The following is a 20,510-nucleotide window of genomic DNA, read 5'->3' as shown; positions in this document are numbered from 1 at the left end:
GTCACCTCTTATCCATCAACCGATTTTATTTTCCTTCATAACAAATTACAGATTGAACGTCATATTTCTCTAATTTTTCTCTTCCTTTTAATCCTGCCAGCTCCATGAGGAAGACCAATTTCACAACTTCTCCTCCAAGACCTTCAATGAGCTTTGCCGCTGCCTCTACGGTTCCGCCTGTTGCAATTAAATCATCAACGATAACAACTTTTTGTCCCGGTTTAATGGAGTCCTTGTGCATTTCGATAACAGCGCTTCCGTATTCTAAATCATAGCTCTGCTCTACGGTTTCACATGGCAGCTTCCCTTTTTTCCTTACCAATACAAGCGGTTTATGTAAATTATACGCAATCGGCGCTCCGAAAATAAATCCTCTGGACTCTGTTCCTACGATAACGTCAACATCCACGCCTTCCAAAAGCTTCTGCATAGAGTCAACTGCCAGTGCAAATCCGTCTGCATCTTCTAAAATACTGGTAACATCCCGAAAGATAATTCCCTCCTGCGGAAAATCAGGAATGCTTCTGACATAGTCTTCAATTTTTTTCTTTTTACAATCTTCCATTGCGTTTCCCTGCCCTTTATATCAAATTATGTCACTTTTGTGATTTTTTTGTGTTTTTTATGTGGTTTAGTATATCATCTTTTCTTTGCAGACGCAAATTTTATTTTTGCTCAACGGATATTTTGAATAATCATCTCAATGCTCTCTCTTCCCTGAAAAGAATTAACAGAAGGATAATAAATTACATCCCACACATCCTTCTCTTTTAAGCGTTCCAAAAACTCGTCTCCGTCTCCAAACCAAATACATTCTGCCCCAAATCCAAAACTATCCTGCGCTTTCATTTTTACTACATTTCTGTTTTTTCCGAAAACCTTGCAGTTTGAAAATCGAATATCTTTTTGTGCAAAAATCGGTTTTGTATTTCCTTTTCCAAAGGGTTCTAATTGCCCTAACTGGCGAATAAGAGGAATGGTAACATAAGACATTGGCATAGGAACATCAATCACAATTTTTTCTACCATGTCTTCTTCTGTCAGCGTACAGTTTTCATTTAATTTTCTTCGAAATTTCTCAATATTTTCTTCTTCCATAGAAAGCCCTGCTGCCATGGGATGCCCACCGAATTTTGTCAGCAGCTCCCTGCATTTTACCATTTCCTGAAACATATGATAAGCCTCAATAGAACGACCTGAGCCCTTCACGCCTTCTTCTCCCTTTGTAAGCACAAAGACAGGCTTTGTATACCTTTCCCTGATACGTCCGGCAATAATTCCCGCCAGACTTTCATGACATTCGGGAAGATATACTACCAGTACCCGGTCATTTTTCAGCTCTGTATTTTCAATTATTTCTACTGCTCTTTCTACACCTTTTACGGTCATATCCTTACGGCTGTCGTTTAATTCTTTCAAATCCTCTGCCAGCACAGAGGCTTCCTTGGTATCTTTCGAAAGCAGTAATTCCAGAGCTCTTTTTGCAGTGCTTAATCTTCCGCTGGCATTGATACACGGACCTAATACAAATCCGATATGATATGCGGTAATTTCTCTGTTTTCCAGATTGTTGACACGAATAAGCGCTTTTAAACCTTCATTATTTGTATTCTGGATGCGTTTCAGCCCTTCCTTTACCAAAATCCTGTTCTCATCTACTAAATCCATAACATCTCCCACGGTAGCAATGGCAGCAATAGGAATAAGTTCCTCAATCTCCGAAAGAGGAATGTTACGCTTTTCAAACAGCCCCCATACTACCTTAAATGCAACCATTGCTCCGCAGATTTCTTTAAAAGGATAGGCGCAGCCCTCCTGCTTTGGATTTACAATGGCATCTGCATTTGGCAAAAACCGCTCTATGCTTCCGTCTTCCTTCTCCTCATAGGGGATTTCATGATGGTCTGTTACCAAAACTGTCATATTTTTCTCTTTTGCATAAGCAATCTGCTCTATGGCGCTGATACCGTTGTCACAGGTAATGATAGTATCAATTTCTTTTTCATACGCCCGCTCAATCAGCTCCTTGCTGATACCGTATCCATCTTTCATTCTGTCCGGTATATCTACGTCTGCCAAAGCATTGGCTTTTTTCAAGCCTTGAAAAAGAATATATGTAGAGCATACACCGTCAATATCATAATCCCCGATAATTCTGATTTTTTTCTTTTGCTGTATTTTTTCAATCAAAATATTTAATAATTCATCAATTCCTTTTAACGCTTTCCACGGATGTAAATTTCTGAGCTTTCCGTGAAGATAGGTATCAATTTCTTCATCGGTAATCTGTTCTCGATTTCGAATGAGTCTTGCAATCACAGGATCTACTCCGAAGCGATTGCTAATCCCCTGAAAATCTGCCTTCTTGGCAGCAACTACCCATTTTTCCATATTATCACCTTATAATTCCAAAAGGAGCTGTCACTTTAATGTAACAACTCCTTTTTTCTGAGTTTAATTCTGTTTTTTAAATTTTTTCTTCATGACATACCAAAGAGCGCCTGTAATACATACAGAAGAGTATCCGCCGCATACAATACCTACCATAAGAGGCAGTGCAAATTCACGAATAGAGGAAACTCCCATAATGAATAACAGGAATACCATAATAAAGGTTGTCAAGGAAGTGTAAATACTTCTTGTAAGTGTCTGTGTAATGCTGGCATTTACCAGTGTTTCCAAATCTGTCTTCTTGCCCGCACTTGCCAGATTTTCTCTGATACGGTCAAAAATAACAATCGTAGCATTAATAGAGTAACCTACAATCGTCAGCATACATGCGATGAAGGTATTTCCCACAGAAACCCTTGCAACAGCATAGAATGCCAGAACAACCAGTACGTCGTGCAGAAGCGCAATAACCGCACTGCTTGCAAAACGGATATCCTTAAATCTGAACCAGATGTATAAGAGCATCAGTACCGTAGCTACGATTACAGCTTTTACTGCATCTGCACGCATTTCGTTGCTGACCGTAGAAGAAATACTTTCTGATGTAATATCTTCCTGTGCTACGCCAAAATTATCTATTAAAGCTGTTTCCAGCTTTTCTCTCTGCTCTACATTCAAAGTTCTGGTTTTAATAATAACCTGATTATTGCCTACTACTTTTGTTGCCTGAACGTTCTTATCACCTGTAACTTCTTCTACTAAAGGTGTAAGTTTTTCATCAATTTCCGCAATACTCATGTCCTTGTCAAATTCTACATTTGTGGAAGTACCGCCTTTAAATTCCAGACTGTATTTCAGGGACTCTCCTGTTGTTCCCTTGAAAATCAGCATAGAAACAGGAGCGCATAAAATCAGAATAAGAGACACGGCAAAGAATACTTTTCTCTTCTGTAAGAAAGGAATTGGTTTTCTTTCTTTTCTCTTTCCGTAGAATTTCTCATTTCTCACGCCAACGGCATATACTGCATACATCAGATATTTTGATACCACTAATGCGGTAAACATAGACAGTACAATACCAAGCGCCAGAGTCTGTGCAAATCCTTTTACTGTTCCTGAACCAAGCCAATTCAATACAAAGGCTGCAATTAAAGTTGTAATGTTACCGTCAAAAATTGCAGAAAATGCTTTTTTAAATCCGTTCTGAAGTGCCGTTCTGACACTCTTTCCGGAAGCAATTTCTTCCTGAATACGGGCATAAATAATAACATTGGCATCTACCGCCATACCGATTGACAGAATAATACCGGCAATACCCTGTAAGGTTAAAGTCAAATCAAAGGCATTTAACGCAATCAAATCAAGACATACATAAATAATCAACGCAATACCGGATACCAGTCCCGGAATACGATATACAAAAATCATAAATAAGATAATCAGCGCAAGTCCGATAGCCGCTGCTACCAAACTGGTTGAAATTGCTTTTTCACCTAACTGCGCCGCAACTACACTGGAACGAAGTTCGCTTAATTCCAGTTTCAAACCTCCGATACGAATGGTAGATGCCAGATTTTCTGCCTCTGCTGCATCTTTCATACCGTCAATCTGTGCCTGTCCGTCTTTGATTTCCTGTCTTACACTTGGAACACTGACAAAAGCTCCGTCATAATAAATACCGATGGTATCATTACCGGCTTCCACTGCTTCTTTTGTGGCAGCGGCAAATTTGCCTGTTCCTTCTTTTGTAAAGGATAAGCTTACTACGTTTACATTGTTTTTCAAATCATCCTGCGCTACCGCAGCTTTTGCATCCTTGATATCTGTTCCTGTCAGAACAATACCGCCGTCCGCTTCGATTTCTTCAATGGTTTTTGCAAGCTCATATTCGCCGGTTTCTGTATTCAAAGTATAGTTTTCTCCACCGGCAGAGTCTTTATGTTTAATAAAATACAGAGAACCCGGTTTTCCCAGTTCTTCTAAGATTTTATTTGCATCTTTTGCTCCGGGGATTTCTACGATAATACGATTTTCCCCTTCTTTATAAACCTGTGCTTCTGTACTATAATTTTCCACACGTTTTTGAAGCTTATAAATGGTATCTGCCATTTCATCTTCTGTCGGTGACTCTTTGGATGCTTCGTATGTAATACTTACACCGCCGGACAAATCCAGACCTGTCTTAATATTTTTTGCAGCACCTGTACTGGTAGGACCAAATCCTACTGCGGTGGTAAAAATCAGAAACCCTGTAATGATTGCTGTTAAAACCAGTACAAGTATCCCTCTGTTTTTCTTCATTGTCTTTCCCTTCTTTGCTTAATTTTCTTGTTCTTCTGCCGCCTCGGCCGCCTTTAACATAATGGCACATTCTACACGTTTTCTCTGAAGCTCACATCCCAATTCATAAACATCGTTGATAGAGCCATGGAAATTATAGGAATTTGCCGCACAACCACCGCTGCAATAGAATTTCGCAAAGCAGTTCTGACATTTTTCTTTTGCATATACATTGCAATTTTTAAATTCTTTGCATAAATCTGTACGTTTTACACCATCCCACACATTTCCCATGAGATATTTTTCTTCACCTACAAACTGGTGACATGGATATAAATCACCCCACGGAGTCACAGCCAGATACTCCGTACCTGAACCGCAGCCTGACAAACGTTTATATACGCAAGGACCGCCTGTCAAATCAATCATAAAGTGGAAGAAATTAAATCCTTTTCCTTCTTTTTTACGCTTTATCATTTCCTTTGCAAGCTTGTCATACTCTTCACAGATTTTCGGAACATCTTCCCATTTCAGTGCGTATTCCTCTTTTTCATCTGCTACTACCGGCTCTACGGAAATCTGATCAAAGCCCAAATCAGCCAGATGCAGTACGTCTTCGGAAAAGTCTAAATTATGACGTGTAAAAGTACCTCTTGCATAGTAGCTCTTTTCTCCTCTGCTCTTTGCAAATTTCTGGAACTTCGGCACTACCAAGTCATAACTTCCCGCTCCTTTTCTAAACGGACGCATAAAGTCATGCACTTCTTTTCTTCCGTCAATACTTAATACTACATTTGCCATTTCTTTATTGGCAAATTCCATGATTTCGTCATCTAAAAGCACACCGTTTGTGGTTAACGTAAAGCGGAAATTTTTATTGTGAATTTTCTCCTGCTCTCTTCCGTAAGCAACTAAATCCTTAACAACCTGCCAGTTCATCAAAGGCTCGCCGCCGAAGAAGTCTACCTCTAAATTCTTTCTGTTGCCGGAATTTGCAATTAAAAAGTCCAGAGCCTGTTTTCCTACTTCATAGGACATCAAAGCTCGTCTTCCGTGATATTCTCCTTCTTCCGCAAAACAATATCTGCATGCCAGATTACAGTCATGGGCAATATGCAGACACAATGCCTTTACCACTGTTTCTCTTTCTTTAAAATGCTCAATGGCATTTCGATAAATATCCTCAGTAAACAGCATTTCCGCATCTTTTAATTCCTGTATTTCCTTCAATGCTGTCTGGATATCGTCTTTTTTATATGTATCCTTTAACTTCTCATAAACAACAACTTCTTCCTGCCCTTCATCCAGAAGTCCGATTACATCATAAACCAATTCATCGACTACATGTACGGAACCACTGTTTACGTCCAGCACAATGTTATAGCCATTATTTTTATAACGATGTATCACCGTATTTCTCCTTTCTGTTTGTATCTACCCAGCGCAATTCTCTGTAACACAATTTTCTATAATTCCTTTCTGCCGCAGTGCGCTCCTCGCGGAGCGTTAATTATTGCATGGGAGACTAAGTCTCCCATGCAATAATTAAGCAGCGGCTTTTACACCGCTGCTGTTCAGCCATGTGCCCAGAAAAAAACGCACTGTGTTATTTTATTTGTGTTCGCAGCTCTGGTTTCCTACTGTGCAGGATGTTTTACATGCAGACTGACAAGATGTCTGACATTCACCGCATCCGCCTTTTTTTACTGTATTCTGTAAGCTTTTTGTATTTAATGTTTTGATATGTTCCATAACATAATCCTCCCATGTATGATAATTTTAAGATATAACATCTAGCGGTATTATAGCATAGCTGCAACCGCCTAGCAAGTAGAAATTCACGCTAAAATTCCTCCCAGAGTACCTCCGAAAAAGCACAGGAAAAACATCATGAGCATTTCCTTAAAATCTCCGCTTATCTGATGCACTGTCAGAAAGGTAACTGCCATAAGAAGAACGGCATATCCCGTACCGACTCCCATACCCCATGCAAACCGTCTGACTTTTATCTTTTTTCCCATATAAAATCCGCCAAAGAGGCAGGATACAATGTATGTAACCATAATTCCTATGTTTATCTGACTCTCGCCAAGTCCCATCTTATACAGCAAAAATGCCAGAATAAGAAGTAAAATTCCGGTGGTTGCATAGGCAAGCAAAAGCGCTTTTATCATCAGCATTGGCTTTGCATTTTTTGAAACTCTTTTTTCCATAAAAAATCCCTCCTATAATCAATATATGGGAGGGATTTGTAACTCATAACTTTTTTCTATTTTTTCTTTTTTCCAAAAAAGACAGCAAGTCCTGCAATAATGAGAGCACCGAAACCAATCAGTACATAAAGTACGGTTTTTGACTCATCTCCTGTTTTCACAATTTGAACAACCGGTGTTGTATTATTCTGTGCAGGTTTTTTCTGTGTATTCGGTTTTACGGTACTCTGCGCAGAAGAATTTGATGCGGAAGTATTCGGCTTTGTCTGTGTCGTTGACTGTGACGTTCCTGTTGAAGGTTTATGATTGTCACTGTTTACACCCGGACCTACAATCTGATGACCGCCTACATTGAAGGGACTGAAAGAAGCCGTCTCAAAAGCCAGATATTCTGCTCCGTCCTTCTCTTCCACTGTCATATTCCCTGTTTTTCCATCCTTGGAAAATACAAAGTATTCATACCGGTTATTGCCCAGATAATGTGCAATGGATAAATCTGAAAAACAATTTGCATTTTCCGGCAAAGGAATAAGCACTTTTACTTTTCTTCCTTCCGGGATTTGATATTCCTTATCCTCTTTTAAATCCCAGAGCTTCAATTCATAAGCAGAAAGGATTTCGCCAATTCCCGCATCCGGAAGCTCATTGACTGCTTCATTATAAGTAACCTGCAAATCCACATAATAAGGAATAAAGTCACCGGACACCTGTACGCCTGTTTCGTCAATCAAGCTTCCAACAGGGAGCGCTTCCGGAGCCTCCTGTGCAATCTCTCCGTTTTGACCTGCCTCTGCCTGATAAGTAACCTCCGGCTGTGTTTCCTCTTCCGGCTGTACAACCTCATCAGGATTTACGTATTCAATTTCCACACCGCCATTTTCCGGTTTTTCAGTCTCCGGTACTTCTGCTTCAGGAGCTTCTGTCTGTGGTACTTCCGGCTCCTGTGTGTCAGGATTTTCCGGCTCTGTCGGAGGAGTTGTCTCCGGCGTTTCGGTCTCAGGTTTTTCAGTCTCCGGTACTTCTGTTTCAGGAACCTCCGGCTGTGGTGTCTCAGGCTCTGTCGTATTTTCCTTTAATTCCTCAATAAACACCTTCACTTCCCGAACAATTTTCTTACTTTCCCCGTTCCATCCGGCAGTCTGTGTATAGTCGTACTTCTCTATATCAGAAGGAGTAAAAACTACATTCATCTTTGTTTCATAAGAAGACGGTTCTGTCTGTGCTTCCCACGCAAACACCCCTTCTCCTTTAAATCCGGCATTTGCAAAATCCAGATTTTTAAATTCTTCCTTAGTAGCAAATTTTAATTCAGAAGGAATTTGAACCTCTGCCATTGGCTTTGCCGGCTCCTCCACCTGAGGTTTTAATGCTTCAATAAATACTTTTATGGTTCTGGTTACTGTTTTACTCTGATTATCCCAACCGGAAACCTGTGAGTAGTCATAGTTTTCTGTATCCTTCGGTGTAAACACCACCTTCATCTCTGTTTCGTAAGAAGACGGAGGTACCTGTGTTCCCCATGTAAAAGCACCTTCTCCCGTAAATCCCAAAAGAGGAAAACTACAAGTATTCCACTCTGCCAGATTGTTCAGGGTAATCTGTGCAGGCATCACCACCTGAGGAATTTTTGCGGCAACAAATGCCCCTTTTCCGCTTTCTGCCGTTGAAACGTCCACATCCTGTGCTGTAATGCCGTCTCCCGTTACCGTAAGCTTTCCTTTGCCTGTAACCTTTACCAAAGCTCCTGTAAATCCGGCATTTCTCTTTATCTTAACTCCCGCAGGAATATGAAGCTTCTTTTCTGTGCTGACATTGACCATACCGCATACCATAACCGTTCCCTGTCCTCCTGCCAAGGCAAATGCCTTTTCAAAGGAGTCCACTGCCTGCGCCTGACCGGTTCCGTCAGCATTTTCTCCTGCCTGAATACTTCCGTTCAAGTAGATAATCTTCTCCTGCGTCTGTGCTTCCTGCTGTGCAGCAAATACAGCAATTGGAGCCGCTGTCTCTGCCACTGCTCCTGTCACCAGTGCAGAAGCAAGGGTAACACCCAGTACATTGGCTGCCACTTTATGTAAATTTTTTTTATTTCTATTCATTTCCCTTATTCCCTTTCTAAATCAAATGTGAACAAGTTCAGTTTTTGTTATTCTGATTTAGTATAACACAATTTTCTTTTTTCCGACACCCCCAAAAATCAACTTTTTTCCCGTGGATTTCATACAGATTTCTTGCAATCCAAATAAAAATCATGTATATTAGACTTTAATAGCCAAAGCTATAATTTATTATCAAAAGGAGTTGAACATATTGGATTCCAGTGACGCCATACAGTTTCTGATTTTGATTATTCTCATTTGCCTTTCCGCATTTTTTTCATCAGCAGAAACTTCTATGACAACAGTGAACAAAATTCGTATTCAAGCTTTAGCCGACCAAGGGGACAAGCGAGCCCTGACACTTTTGAACGTAATTGAAGACTCCGGCAAGCTTCTGAGTACCATTCTTATCGGTAACAACATTGTAAACATCAGTGCATCTTCCCTTGCCACTACGCTTACCATGCGCTTGTTCGGCAGTGCTGCCGTAAGTATCAGTACGGGTATTATTACTCTTCTGGTCTTAATCTTTGGGGAAATCACTCCAAAAACTCTGGCAACTGTACATTCCGAAAAAATGGCACTGTCTTATGCAAAAGTCATTCGCATTTTAATGTTCATTCTGACGCCGATTATCTTTATTATCAATAAGCTGGCGCAGGGTGTTCTGACGCTGATGCGGATTGATGCCAATGCAAAATGCAATACCATTACCGAGCATGAGCTTCGTACTTTGGTAAATGTAGGACATGAAGAAGGAGTTATTGAAAGCGAAGAACGTCAAATGATTTATAATGTATTTGATTTCGGCGACTCTCAGGCAGAAGATGTCATGATACCACGTATTGATGTAACCTTCGCTGATGTAAACAGTTCATATGAAGACTTAGTCGGTCTGTTTCGTGATGAAAAGCATACACGCTTCCCTGTCTTTGAGGATACCACCGACAATATTATCGGTATTGTCAATGTAAAAGACCTGCTTCTTACAAGCAAGGAAGATTTTTCCGTGCGGAAAATTTTAAGAGAGGCTTATTTCACTTACGAATACAAACGAACCTCTGAGCTTCTGATGGAAATGAAAGAAAATTCAGTAACCTTTGCCGTTGTATTGGATGAATACGGAGCGACCTCCGGTATTGTGACTCTGGAAGATTTAATTGAAGAAATTGTAGGGGACATCCATGACGAATATGACTCAGAGGAAGAAGAGCTTCGTGAAATTATCCCGAACCGTGAGTATATCGCTCTTGGTTCTGCCAGACTTGACGATTTAGATGAAACACTTCACTTGAATATTGTTTCTGATGATTATGACTCCATTGGAGGCTATATCATTGAACAGCTCGACAGATTTCCTGCTGCCGGCGAGTCCGTCACCACAGATGGCGGTGTAAAACTTGTTGTAGATAAAGCAGAACGAAATCGTATCGAAACCGTTCATATTTATCTTCCTGAAAAAACCGAAGAAAATTTTGACGAATAAATTTAAAACAGGAAAGGATTTTTATTATGAGCAGCTTGTTTAATATGGACAGTCCGATTATGCGTTTTCTGTCCCGTGTATGCGATATTATGATTTTAAATATTTTATGTATTGTATTTTGTATTCCTATTATTACTGCCGGCGCTTCTGTCACCGCCATGTATACCGTTACTCTGAAAATGGTGCGTGGAGAAGAGTCTTATATTTTCAAAGGCTTCTTAAAAGCCTTTAAAGAAAATTTCAAACAGTCTACGATTATCTGGCTGATTATGGCAGCTATCGGAATTTTTATTTATGTTGATTATCGTGCTACTGCCTTCCTTCCGGGGAATATGAGCACAATTTTCCAGATTTTAATCGGTGCATTAGGTATTCTTTATTTTATGATACTGGTATATGTTTTCCCATATACGGCGCGTTTCATAAATAATATTAAAAATATTTTTAAAAATTCTCTGTTAATTGCAATTTTAAATCTCCCTTGGACCATTCTTTTAATGCTTATTCCTCTGGGACTGGGATTTCTAACCTTCTTAACAGCTTCAACACTGGTGTACGGCAGTATGCTGTGGCTGCTTTTTGGCTTTGCCAGTGTGGCTTATGTATGCTCCATTATTTTAAGAAAAGTCTTTGAAAAATATGAGCCACATGAGGAAGAAGAAGAAAATGAACTTCCTGAAATCTCCGAAAAATAAGATGTTTTTCTATGAAAAGAGTTTCTTTTAATTAAGAAGCTCTTTTTTTATTACGAAAGCGCCCACCGCAGGCGAAGGATTTTCCAAAATAAAATTTTCTTTGTATTGAATTATAAACACAATACCACCTTGACTTTCTTAGTCCAATATTATAAAATCCCCCTATACAAGGAAAGTTATGTATAACTAACCACAAGATATAGGAGGACACAGACTTATGAGAGAAGAATGGATTTCCTTTAACAAAGGAAATTGGACAAAAGAGATAGATGTAAGGGACTTTATTCAGAAGAATTACACTCCTTACGACGGTGACGATGCCTTCCTTGCAGGTCCTACAAAAGCAACACAGACGCTTTGGGAGCAGGTTATGGAGCTTACAAAGCAGGAACAGGAAAAGGGCGGTGTACTGGATATGGATACAAAAATCATTTCCACCATCACTTCTCACGGACCGGGATATTTAGATAAAGATTTAGAAACAATCGTAGGTTTTCAGACAGACAAACCTTTTAAACGCTCCTTACAGCCTTACGGCGGTATCCGTATGGCAATGAAAGCCTGTGAGGACAATGGCTATCACGTAGACCCTGAGGTTGTTGAATTTTTTACCAAGCATCGCAAAACACATAATGACGGTGTATTTGACGCTTACACACCGGAAATGCGCGCATGCCGTTCCAGCCATATTATCACAGGACTTCCGGATGCTTACGGCAGAGGACGTATTATCGGCGACTACCGCCGTGTGGCTCTTTACGGTGTAGACCGCCTGATTGAAGATAAAGAAAATGAAAAAAATACCACACGTACTACCATGTACTCTGATGTAACAAGAGAACGTGAAGAATTATCCGAACAAATCCGTGCTTTAAAAGAATTAAAAGAGCTGGGTAAAATTTACGGATTTGATATTTCCCGCCCTGCTGCCAATGTGCAGGAAGCTATCCAGTGGTTATATCTGGGCTATCTTGCTGCCATTAAGGAACAGAACGGTGCTGCCATGTCACTTGGACGTACTTCTACCTTCCTTGACATTTATGCAGAACGTGACTTAAAGAACAATACCTTCACAGAAGAACAAATTCAGGAATTTATCGACCATTTTATCATGAAGCTGCGTCTTGTGAAATTTGCAAGAACCCCTGAATACAATGCGCTGTTTTCCGGCGACCCTACTTGGGTAACAGAGTCCATCGCCGGTATGGGAATTGACGGACGTCACCTTGTAACAAAGATGTCCTTCCGTTACCTTCATACACTGGAAAATCTGGGTACTTCTCCGGAACCAAACTTAACGGTTTTATGGTCTACAAAGCTGCCTGCAAACTTTAAGCGCTTCTGCGCCAAAACTTCTATCGCATCCTCTTCCATTCAGTATGAGAATGACGATTTAATGCGTGTAACTCACGGCGATGATTATGCCATTGCCTGCTGCGTATCTTCTATGCGCATTGGAAAAGAAATGCAGTTCTTCGGCGCTCGTGCAAACCTTGCAAAATGTTTGTTATATGCAATCAACGGCGGTGTTGACGAAGTATCTAAAAAGCAGGTTGGTCCAAAATTCCGTCCTATTACTTCCGAATATTTAGATTACGATGAGGTTATGGACAGATTTCAGGATATGATGAAATGGCTTGCCGGTGTCTATGTAAATACTTTAAATGTTATTCACTATATGCACGACAAATATTCTTACGAAAGATTGCAGATGGCGCTTCATGATAAAAAAGTCACACGCTGGTTTGCAACAGGTATTGCAGGACTTTCTGTTGTCGCTGACTCTCTGTCCGCAATTAAATATGCAAAAGTAAAAGCCATTCGTGACGAAAACGGCATTGCCGTAAATTATGAAATCGAAGGAGATTTTCCAAAATACGGAAATGATGATGACCGAGTTGACGATATTGCTTATGATATTGTTCATACCTTTATGGAATATATTAAAGGAAATCATACCTACCGTGGAGGAATTCCTACAACTTCTATCCTTACCATTACTTCTAACGTAGTATATGGAAAAGCAACAGGTTCTACACCGGATGGAAGAAAAGCAGGACAGGCATTTGCTCCGGGAGCTAACCCAATGCACCACAGAGACAGTCACGGCGCTGTTGCATCCTTAAATTCTGTTTCCAAGCTTCCGTTTAAGGACGCACAGGATGGTATTTCCAATACCTTTTCCATTATTCCGGGCGCTCTGGGAAAAGATGATGCAGTTTTCTTTAATGACATTGCTTTTGAATTAGAACCGGACTGCGCTTGCTGCGAGCCAAACATTGACTTACAATAATACTTTTTACAGGAGGAATTTTCAATGAATATCAGTAATGCTCAAATCGATAACTTAGTAAATTTATTAGACGGATATGCAGAAAAAGGCGGACATCACTTAAATGTCAACGTATTTACAAAGGAAACTCTTTTAGATGCACAGAAGCATCCTGAAAAATATCCGCAGCTTACTGTTCGTGTGTCCGGATATGCAGTAAACTTCCACAAGCTGACAAAAGAACAGCAGGATGAGGTTATCTCAAGAACCTTCCATGACGGAATGTAAAACAGGCTTTGTACACTCCATTGAAACCTTTGGCACAGTAGACGGCCCCGGCATCAGACTTGTAGTCTTTTTGCAGGGCTGTCCTATGCGCTGCCTGTACTGTCATAATCCGGACACTTGGGCTCCCAAAAAAGGACAGTCTATGACCGTAGAGGAAATTCTGGAAATCTATGAAAAAAACAAAGGCTTTTATCAGAATGGAGGAATTACCGTTACCGGAGGCGAGCCTTTGATGCAGTTGGAATTTGTCACTGCATTATTTCAGGCTGCAAAGTCAAAAAACATCCATACCTGCCTTGACACCTCCGGTATTCTTTACAGAGAAAAACAAGCGGAAGCTTATCAAAAACTGTTTTCCTATACAGACTTGATTTTGCTGGATATTAAGCACAGTGCTTCAGAAGAACATAAAAAATTAACAGGACATCCTCTTTCACCTGTTCTTGATTTTCTGAAGGCTTCGGAGACAGCAAGAGTTCCTGTGGTTGTCCGTCACGTCATTGTGAAGGGCTTTACAAATTCCAAAGAAGAACTGGACGGTATCGGAAAGCTTCTCGCTTCCCACAAAAATATCAAAGGACTGGAAGTTCTCCCCTACCACAACATGGGAGAACAAAAATATTCTGAATTAAATATGGAATATCCGCTAAAGGGGATGGAAAATCTTCCAAAAGAAGAAGCGCAAAAAGCACGCTCCTATATTTTGGAAAGCTATAAAAAATACCGAGTAAGAAAATAATTATAAAGAAGGCTGATACTTCACAACAATTTCTATGTGAAATATCAGCCTATAATTTTATCTACAATTCTAAAAATTCATCCCATATTTTATCATAATTCAAAAAATAATAATAATCGTCATTTACCATAAAAAATCTTCCAGGACTGACTTCTAACACCTCTCCATCTTCAAATTCCAATGTATAATAGGTAACTGCTCCTGAAGATAATGTCTCCTCTCTTTCTGCTTTTCTTCCCAGCTTCACTTTTCCTAACAGTTCTACAAAATCTTCTTGCTGTCTTTCATCTAAGAAATACTCAAAATGACCATCTTTCCCACCAGTTGTTCCTGAACATTTAATTTCAACTATTTCTGAAGGATTTATATCTTTCAAACAGTCTCGATTATCCACTTTCTCATATCCAAGAAGTGAAGAACAAATGTTGAAAATAACAACGATATAAATAAATACAGCGGCAATAAATGTAAAAAGAAAGCCTGTTTTATCTCTGCTCTTTTTCCACTCTATACTTCTTAGCAAGAGTAAAGTAGCAAGTGAAGTAAACATAATGGAATTTGTTATATTGAAGGGTAGAATTCGGAATAATCCTAGTGCAGCAACCACAATCATAATTGTGGTTAATATTATTTTTGTAATCTTCATAGTAATTCTTCCTTTTCTTCATCTTCGTTTTTTATAACTACGATTTCTTATTATATCACTTATTCACAAATTACATATACTATCTTTTCAAACATATTATCAATATCTGCCGAAATTTTTTTGAACCGTTGACAGTTCTATAATCCCATTGCTGCAGAGCCATGTAGATATATTCCTGTTAAACTATTTATTATCTTATTCCATACTCATTTCTTTGGTAATATCCTCAAACTGCTCTCCAATCTTCTGCACTTCCCCAAACACCAGTCGAATTCCCTTTTCCGTCAGATACCAGTTCTCTCTCTTTACGTCACTGTCCTGTATCGGACGCACGAAAAACTGTGTTTCCGGATATAAAAGCTGATAGTACAAAAGGCTTCGTCTGGCATGATAAGGCTTGCAGCACAAAATTGCCTTTTTTATTTCCATCCCCAGACAATCCGTTACTTTTCTGGAATAAATGGCGTTTTCATAAGTATACGTTGCCTTATCTTCTCTTAAAATATGTTCTTCCGAAACATGGTTTTTCTTCAAAACTTCTTTTAAAAATTCCCATTCTGTCTCATATTCTCCGTCATAAAGTTCTTTCTTTTCCTGTACTCCTGCGAATTTCCCGTTTAAAACACTGTATCTTCCTGAAGGCAAAATATAGGGCACCAGTCCTTGATGATACAGCTTTGCTGCTTCCTCTGCCAACTGCGGAAACCCGCTTCCCGGTATGAAAATCACATCTGACTTTTCAGGCTTATCTTCTACAAAAATAAACTCTGTAATCTGATTTAAAAATTTATCGTTCATAAATTATTCCTTTATTCCCAACGGGCATACCTGAAACATTTCTTCTACGATTGCCTGATATTCCTTTAAGTGCTGGGATTTCTTTATTTTCTTCAAGTATTTCTGGTTATCTGCAAACAGGTTTCCCATATAAAACCACAATTCTTTCATCTTAAACAAAACATTTTTGTCCCCTGACATGACTTCTGTGTATTCCTCACACAGCTTGTCATGAAAAGCTTTTAGCGTTACCTTTTCTAACACTGTCCCCTTCTGTACCTGCTGTACCAACGCCGGATTTACCAAAAGTCCCCGTCCTAACATCACTTTCTCTATGGAAGGATATTCTTCAAAGAACTTTTCACATTTTGACCGTGTAAATAAATCTCCATTATAACATAAGGAATTTTGACTGCATCTCACCGCCTCTTGAAATTGTTCCATTCTGGGCTCATTCTTGTAATAATCGCTTTGAATTCTGGGATGCACAATCAGTTCTTCCAAAGGAAATCGGTTATAAATCCGAAGCAGTTCTGTAAATTCCTCCGGCTCATCCTTTCCAATCCTTGTCTTAACAGAAATCTTCATATCCAGATTTTCAAATACTTCATTCAGAAATTTCTCAAGCTGGGCAGGAAATTCTAAAAATCCAGAACCCTTCTTTTTCGCTGTTACCGTTCCCGAAGGACATCCTAAATTCAAATTCACTTCTTCATAGCCATATTCTCTTAATTCTTCTGCCAATCGAATAAAATCCTGCGCCTGATTTGTCAAAATCTGAGGCACAAGATGATATCCTTCGTTATTTTCCGGTAAAATATCACGCAGCTCCTTGGGGGTCATCAGCTTTTTACTTCCCGGTGTTATAAATGGAGTAAAATATTTATCTATTCCTTGAAAAAACTGATGATGAACCTGTCGGTAAATATATCCTGTAATTCCCTCCATAGGGGCAAAATAGTATTTCATAATTATCTCCTGTTTTTATACTTTCTAAATTATTGTACCATTCTCCCCTTTTTATTACAACGAATTTTGTACCCAAAAAGAAGCAATATCCCCGCACCTGTACAGAGAAAGCCCAATGTCTTCCCCTTCGCCTCATAAGAAATTTCAATGGTGCATTTTCCCTTTGGTACTTTTGCGCCTACAAATGCTGTATTTACCTTTTCCACAGAAGTTTTTTCTCCGTTTATGTGTATTTCAAACCCTTCATCATAAGGAATACTAGTAATCAGATATCCTGCTTCTTTATTATTCACACTGCAAATCAGCGTATCGCCTTCTGTTTTTTCCAATTTTAAAGGTGTTTCATACAGCTTTTCATTCCTTAATTCACTTAAATTTCCGGTAAATACTTCCAGATTAGAAATCTCATATTCGCCCGGTCCAAAAATAAAATCTGCTGTCTGATTTTCCGGATTAAGGGTAACTGTATAGGCAAAAGACTCATTGTGATTGGCATATTCATGAGATTTTGCAGTAAGACGATTGGTCTGCCCGCAAAGCCGTATATACATATCCTTGTCTTTTTTATTCTTCACCTGAAATCTCACGGACAGTAAATCTTCTGTCATAGGCACATCTTTCATCGGTATACTAACTTTTTTCTCTGTTGAAAGAGAAAAACTCCAGCCAAAAGAAGTTTTTTTAATCTGATTTTCTTCTTCGTTGATTTCCAGTATTTCCAAAGAACACGTATTCATAACAGGAAAATCTCCATCATCCCCTGCACTTTCTGTCACCGCTTTCCACAAAAAGGCGGTCTGATTTGCAGGAAAATCCAAGGTCTGATAATTCTTTTCCGACACCACCTCATTGGTTACATACCCTATGGGTGCTGCATGAGAATTTACATAGAGATTTCCGTTTTCTCCTTCTTCTAAAAGTTCATACCCTGCTAAAGGGTGATTTCCAATTACATATTTCACACCCATAAGCTGTAAAAACAATGGATTGTCTGATACAGCCTGCATCATATTATTTCGAAAATGCTCGTTTATATCATAGGTTTCCCTGCGAAATTTATAGTATTCTTCGTTATAGGCAGAGGAATACATGGAAGTAATCCATTGCCTGCTATCCTCTATTCGGTTTATATCCTGCAATTCTTTTTTTCCGCCCTGCTGCTCCTCCATGCGATACCAGCCTGTATCTTTTTCTAAAATCTCCTCTACTTCTGCCTTAGTATCTCTGTCTAAAATCTTTTCATAATCTTCTTTTGGAATAATATGATTACTCCCTTTGTTAATTGCCCAACCGGAGCAAAACAAAATCACACAGGAAGCCCATACCGCCAAAGGATAAATTGAAAATCTTTTCCTTAAAAAAAAGAAAAGCAACATCAATCCACAGTCTAACAATGCCCAGAATGTTTTTCCTGCAAACAGGAAAATTGCTGTTATAAAATATGGCAGAATATCCCTAAAACTATTTTCCCTTTTTTTGATACGCTCTATATACTTGGCAATCTCCATACACATAAGAGGAAGAAAAGGAATAAAAACCTTTCCTTTATCATAAAGTCCACCATTTAATACATATCCCACAAGAGGAATGGTAAAAATCAAAAAAAGACTGACTGGAAGCATTTTTTCCTGCCATTTTCTTTTGCATACCATTCCATCAAATAAAGCAACCAAAGCCAATGCAGATAAACCTACACCATGAGGCGTATACAAAAAACGCATAGGCTGAACAGTAAAAAGCGACACAACTGCTTCTGCTTGTGAACCATTTCCACCTCGTCCCAAAAGTACAAACGCCGTAGGGATAAGCAAAATTCCACACAAAAGCACTCCATGAAACAGCACTCCAGCCAGCGAAATACTGTCTTTTAAAAATACTTTTATTCCTCTCTCTGTAAATCTGGAAGCCCCATAAATCCCCACCGCCAGAAGTCCGCCTATGCTAAAGAAAAAACTGGTAAGTATCATTCCACACACGCCGCATAACAGCAATGCTTTCTTCTTTTCCTCTACATATTTATCCACACCTAAAAAGGCAGCACACAGAAAAGGCATATAATTGACAAACATCAGTTGATTATAGGAATGATACACCAGTGGCGCTGCCAGCAAAAACAGAAACGTACATGCCAGAGTAATTCTGTCATCCCATTTCTTCTTTAACCAGCAGTAAAAAATCACCACAGATACACCATAGGATAAAATGGAGGTAATCTGAATATATAGACTCATGGGAACAAAGGGAAGGAGATAAGAAATCCAAATAATCGGATTAAACAGACCATAATAAGAAAAATTATAAATATTCTGTCCCGCACCTAAATTCCACGTAATATCAGGAAAAAGCTGTCCTGTATCGTAAAATCGCAGTCTGAAATAATCCGGCAATACGCTGTGTTGATTTACCCAGTCTAAATCTGAACCAAAAATTCCGTACTGTAATACAAAAATCCAGCATACTGCCAGACATATAACAAACAGCAGCAAAGGTATTTTAATTTTTTCTGTTTTCTTCATCTGCATCTTCCTTCTGCTCATGGGACTCCTTTAAAATATAAAGAGGTCTGTGTTTTGTTTCCAAATAGGTCTTTGACAAATATTGCCCTACAATTCCTGTGCAAAATAATTGAATTCCACTTACAAAAAACAAGATACAAACTAAAGAAGGCCATCCCGGAACAGGATCTCCAAATGCTAATGTACGAATAACAATAAAAATAATCAGCAGAAAAGAAATTCCACAAAAAGTAATTCCCGCCACAGATGCCAATGACAAGGGAGCTACTGAAAAACCTGTAATCCCTTCCAATGAGTAAGACACCAACTTTCGTAAAGACCACTTTGTTGTTCCCGCACAACGACTGGTATTTGGAAATTCCAACCATGTAGTGCGAAATCCCACCCATTGAAAAATTCCTTTTGAAAAACGATTGTACTCGCTCATGGAAAGCACTGCATCTACCATGGTTCTTTTCATCATTCGGAAATCCCTTGCCCCATTGACAATTTCTGTCTTTGACATTTTATTAATGACTTTATAAAAACTGTCAGATAAGAAAGAACGGAGTTTCGGCTCTCCTTTTCTATCGCCTCTTTTCGTAGCAACACAATCCCAATCCTCACTTTGCAAGAGCTCATACATTTTTACCAACAATGCAGGAGGGTCTTGCAAATCTACGTCCATAACAACACCATAATTTCCTGTGATATGAGAAAGTCCTGCATAAATGGCAGCCTCTTTCCCAAAATTTCTGGAAAAAGAAAGATAATTACATCTCTCGTCTTTATCGGATAACGCTCTTAATTCCTGTAATGTTCTGTCGGAAGAACCATCATCCACAAAAAACAGTTCAAAACCTACATAGGACATTTCTTTCATAATTTTTTTCATTTCCATGTAATATACCGGAATTGCTTCCTCTTCATTAAAACAAGGAATTACTATTGATATCTTGTCCATATTGACACCTCATTTTCTTTTGTATAAGGAATTTTATTCTTGCTTGTGATAACTATCCTTTCATCATATAAAATTTCATTCTTGACTTGGTTTATTATAGCAACTAAATCGTATTTTTTTTTAATGAAACTCTGACTTTTTTCTTAATTTTTTGTAAAAAAATTCAAAAATCCCCCTTGAAATAACAAATTTATGC

Annotated in this window: 15 protein-coding genes and 1 pseudogene; 4 read left to right on the top strand and 12 right to left on the bottom strand. The window is 39.0% G+C overall.

The features are described 5' to 3' along the window. Window positions 1-25: 25 nt before the first annotated feature. The 7 genes from CGC63_RS05230 to CGC63_RS05200 all read right to left on the bottom strand — a co-directional run bounded on the left by CGC63_RS05230 (window position 26) and on the right by CGC63_RS05200 (window position 8,983). Window positions 26-565 carry an adenine phosphoribosyltransferase gene (locus tag CGC63_RS05230; RefSeq protein WP_004222987.1) on the bottom strand — a complete coding sequence of 180 codons (540 nt, stop codon included), beginning with the start codon at window positions 563-565 and terminating at the stop codon, window positions 26-28. Between the two features lie 110 nt (window positions 566-675). Beyond that, window positions 676-2,391 carry a single-stranded-DNA-specific exonuclease RecJ gene (recJ, locus tag CGC63_RS05225; RefSeq protein ID WP_004222988.1) on the bottom strand — a complete coding sequence of 572 codons (1,716 nt, stop codon included), beginning with the start codon at window positions 2,389-2,391 and terminating at the stop codon, window positions 676-678. Window positions 2,392-2,454: 63 nt separating this feature from the next. Further along, complete coding sequence (locus CGC63_RS05220; RefSeq protein WP_004222989.1) at window positions 2,455-4,692, bottom strand: protein translocase subunit SecDF; 2,238 nt, start codon at window positions 4,690-4,692, stop codon at window positions 2,455-2,457. Between the two features lie 18 nt (window positions 4,693-4,710). Then, a complete protein-coding gene (gene scfB, locus CGC63_RS05215) occupies window positions 4,711-6,081 on the bottom strand; it encodes a thioether cross-link-forming SCIFF peptide maturase (RefSeq protein ID WP_004222990.1) in 1,371 nt (456 codons plus the stop codon). 201 nt (window positions 6,082-6,282) lie between these two features. After that, window positions 6,283-6,423 (bottom strand): six-cysteine ranthipeptide SCIFF, encoded by a 141-nt coding sequence (gene scfA / locus CGC63_RS05210; RefSeq protein ID WP_004222992.1) that lies wholly within the window; start codon window positions 6,421-6,423, stop codon window positions 6,283-6,285. Between the two features lie 86 nt (window positions 6,424-6,509). Further along, entirely contained in the window at window positions 6,510-6,884 is a 375-nt protein-coding gene (locus tag CGC63_RS05205) for a TIGR04086 family membrane protein (protein ID WP_009246764.1), read from the bottom strand. Window positions 6,885-6,940: 56 nt separating this feature from the next. Further along, window positions 6,941-8,983, bottom strand: a complete 2,043-nt coding sequence (locus CGC63_RS05200) for an LPXTG cell wall anchor domain-containing protein (RefSeq protein ID WP_004223001.1) — start codon at window positions 8,981-8,983, stop codon at window positions 6,941-6,943. Window positions 8,984-9,194: 211 nt separating this feature from the next. Here CGC63_RS05200 and CGC63_RS05195 point away from each other — a divergent pair, with 211 nt between their 5' ends. From CGC63_RS05195 to pflA, 4 genes and pseudogenes are all read left to right on the top strand, one after another. Next, window positions 9,195-10,469 (top strand): HlyC/CorC family transporter, encoded by a 1,275-nt coding sequence (locus CGC63_RS05195; protein ID WP_009246765.1) that lies wholly within the window; start codon window positions 9,195-9,197, stop codon window positions 10,467-10,469. 26 nt (window positions 10,470-10,495) lie between these two features. Continuing rightward, on the top strand, window positions 10,496-11,164 hold the full coding sequence (locus CGC63_RS05190) for a YesL family protein (protein WP_040351273.1): 669 nt from the start codon (window positions 10,496-10,498) through the stop codon (window positions 11,162-11,164). A 217-nt stretch (window positions 11,165-11,381) separates the two neighbouring features. Then, window positions 11,382-13,724: pseudogene (gene grcA3 / locus CGC63_RS05185) on the top strand (autonomous glycyl radical cofactor GrcA3). After that, window positions 13,711-14,463 carry a pyruvate formate-lyase-activating protein gene (pflA, locus tag CGC63_RS05175; protein WP_004223016.1) on the top strand — a complete coding sequence of 251 codons (753 nt, stop codon included), beginning with the start codon at window positions 13,711-13,713 and terminating at the stop codon, window positions 14,461-14,463. Before grcA3 ends, pflA begins: the two are co-directional and overlap by 14 nt. A gap of 61 nt (window positions 14,464-14,524) precedes the next feature. Here the strand turns inward: pflA and CGC63_RS05170 are convergent, their stop codons facing one another. The 5 genes from CGC63_RS05170 to CGC63_RS05150 form a co-directional block, all read right to left on the bottom strand. Continuing rightward, window positions 14,525-15,109 (bottom strand): hypothetical protein, encoded by a 585-nt coding sequence (locus tag CGC63_RS05170; RefSeq protein WP_004223018.1) that lies wholly within the window; start codon window positions 15,107-15,109, stop codon window positions 14,525-14,527. Between the two features lie 195 nt (window positions 15,110-15,304). Then, window positions 15,305-15,907 (bottom strand): YdcF family protein, encoded by a 603-nt coding sequence (locus tag CGC63_RS05165; RefSeq protein WP_004223021.1) that lies wholly within the window; start codon window positions 15,905-15,907, stop codon window positions 15,305-15,307. Between the two features lie 3 nt (window positions 15,908-15,910). Further along, window positions 15,911-16,855 carry a tRNA dihydrouridine synthase gene (locus tag CGC63_RS05160; RefSeq protein WP_004223024.1) on the bottom strand — a complete coding sequence of 315 codons (945 nt, stop codon included), beginning with the start codon at window positions 16,853-16,855 and terminating at the stop codon, window positions 15,911-15,913. Window positions 16,856-16,884: 29 nt separating this feature from the next. Continuing rightward, entirely contained in the window at window positions 16,885-19,371 is a 2,487-nt protein-coding gene (locus tag CGC63_RS05155; protein WP_154965450.1) for a YfhO family protein, read from the bottom strand. Next, window positions 19,349-20,314 carry a glycosyltransferase family 2 protein gene (locus tag CGC63_RS05150; RefSeq protein WP_004223028.1) on the bottom strand — a complete coding sequence of 322 codons (966 nt, stop codon included), beginning with the start codon at window positions 20,312-20,314 and terminating at the stop codon, window positions 19,349-19,351. Before CGC63_RS05150 ends, CGC63_RS05155 begins: the two co-directional genes overlap by 23 nt. Between the last annotated feature and the right edge of the window lie 196 nt (window positions 20,315-20,510).

The organism is Blautia hansenii DSM 20583 (assembly GCF_002222595.2).
Classification (GTDB): domain Bacteria; phylum Bacillota; class Clostridia; order Lachnospirales; family Lachnospiraceae; genus Blautia; species Blautia hansenii.
Note: the sequence above shows the minus strand (reverse complement) of the source record. Positions and strands in the feature narration are given on the sequence as shown.